Below are 2412 nucleotides of genomic sequence, written 5' to 3'. Positions count from 1 at the left end.
CGATTATATTGCACCATGGGCATTGTTTATTAACAACTGGACCTGGATTGGCGATATGAAAGACAAATGGGATTTCAATGCTGTGAAACTGTATGTGCAGATAGCTGACAACGCCGACATGGATAAGGTGTCCGCCAAAATAAGTAATGTCCTGGCTCCGCATCTCACCCTGGACCCGGGCGTGAAAGGAGAACTGTTCCTGCACCCGATGTGTAAGTGGCATCTGTATTCCTCCTTTGAAAATGGTGTGAATACAGGCGGACAAATACGTTATGTGAAACTCTTTGGTATCATCGGGCTGTTTGTATTGGTACTGGCCTGTATCAACTTCATGAACCTGAGCACCGCCCGGTCGGAGAAACGCGCAAAGGAAGTGGGCATCCGTAAGGCCATTGGTTCTATGCGCCGGCAGCTGATCTGGCAGTTTCTAAGCGAATCTGTGATGGTTGCATTCTTTTCTTTCATGTTGTCTATACTGATCGTATTGATAGTGCTGCCGTGGTTTAACCAGGTAGCCAATAAGCATATCGGTATTTTATGGGGCAGTCCTGCGTTCTGGTGCGCAGGCCTGGGATTCAGCCTGCTAACAGGTTTGCTGGCCGGCAGTTATCCCGCGCTTTACCTGTCGTCGTTCCAGCCGTTAAAAGTACTAAAGGGCACTTTCAGGGCGGGGCGTTTTTCGGCCCTGCCACGTAAAGCCCTGATAGTAGTACAGTTTACGGTATCTATTATTTTGATCATCGGCACCATTGTGATTTACCGGCAGATCCAGTATGCAAAAAATCTTCCGGTAGGATACACCCGCAACGGGCTGCTTTCTATACAAATGACCACCCCGGAGATTTACCGCAATTATGACGTGATCAAGCGGGAACTTGTTGCTTCCGGTATGGTCACCGCCGTAGCTGAGTCGCAGGGGCCGCTCACCGATATATGGGCCAGCGCAGGCGATTACAAATGGAGAGGGCAGCGCCCCGACCAGATGGGTGGTTTTAATGTGATCGGCGGCAGGATGGATTATGGTAAAACGGTGGACTGGCAGTTTATTGCAGGCCGGGATTTTTCTGAAGAATTTGCCACAGATTCCATGGGACTGATCCTGAATGAAGCTGCGGCAAAGTATATGGGATTTGATAATCCTGTGGGAGAAATTATCCGCAAAGACAGCCTGGAATATCATGTGCTCGGTGTAGTGCATAACATGATCATGGCTTCTCCATATGAGAAAGTTCAACCTGCTCTTTACTACCTGCTGAAAGAGCCCGGTAATTTTGTGAACATCCGGATCAACCCTGAAGTGAGCACCGGTAAAGCAATGGCCGCTATTCAGAACATTATGCAGAAGTATAATCCTGCTGCGCCGTTTGAATACAAGTTTGCCGATGAAGAATATGCCAAGAAGTTCAGTGAGGAAGAACGTATTGGCCAGTTGTCTACCTTCTTTGCGTTGCTGGCTATACTCATCAGTTGCCTGGGCTTGTTTGGCCTTGCTTCCTATCTTGCAGAACAGCGTACCAAAGAAATAGGTATCCGCAAAATACTGGGCGCAACGGTATTCCAGTTGTGGAAAATGCTGTCGAAAGATTTTGTAGTGCTGGTAAGTATATCCTGTTGTATTGCCACCCCGGTGGCATGGTATGCTTTGAATAAATGGCTGTTGAAATACGAGTATCATACTACCATTGTATGGGAGATATTTGCTTGCACTATGCTGGGCGCCTTACTGATAGCATTGCTCACGGTTAGTTACCAGGCAGCAAAAGCCGCGCTGGCCAACCCGGTAAAAAGCCTCCGGGCAGAATAATTTTTCTTTCCCCTGTGCGTGAAAAAGGGTATTTTTATTGAATATCCTCAACCTGCATTGAATAATGAAAAACGCCCGGCTGTTTGTTGCATACCTGTTTTCCTTACTGTTCATAGCTACTAACGGCCATGCACAAACGCCTGCGGCATGGATACGCATTAACCAGCTGGGGTATCTTTCCGGTGGCGTTAAAGCAGCCGTATGGGGCAGTAAAGGAATGGAGCAGCCCCGTATCTTTCAACTGGTGGCAGCCGGTACAGGTAAAGTAGTTTTTACCGGCAGTACAGGTAAGCCTTTCGGCGCCTACGGGCCGTTTGATCAAACATGCCGGCTGGATTTCTCTGCGTATTCATCTCCCGGAAAATATTACCTGAAAACAGGCGGTACCATTTCTCCTGTTTTTCGTATAGGCGATGACGTATATGCCGGTGCCCCAGATTTTTTGCTCCGTTATATGCGGCAGCAGAGAAGCGGGTTCAACCCCACGCTCAGGGATTCCTGTCATACGCACGACGGGTATACCATGTATGGCCCTATGCCCGACAGCACGCATATTGATGTGGCGGGAGGCTGGCATGACGCTACTGATTATCTCCAGTATGTAACTA

Annotated in this window: 2 protein-coding genes; both read left to right on the top strand. The window is 48.4% G+C overall.

The genetic code is table 11. The features are described from left to right. The coding region (locus VIM72_RS25885) for an FtsX-like permease family protein (RefSeq protein ID WP_332005718.1) at positions 1 to 1804 on the top strand (1804 nt) is incomplete at its 5' end. 64 nt (positions 1805 to 1868) lie between these two features. Next, on the top strand, positions 1869 to 2412 hold a 544-nt coding region (locus VIM72_RS25880; RefSeq protein WP_332005717.1), incomplete at its 3' end, for a cellulase N-terminal Ig-like domain-containing protein.

The sequence above is a fragment of the Chitinophaga sp. genome (assembly GCF_036569185.1).
Lineage (GTDB): Bacteria > Bacteroidota > Bacteroidia > Chitinophagales > Chitinophagaceae > Chitinophaga.
This window is presented reverse-complemented; position numbering and strand designations above follow the sequence as displayed.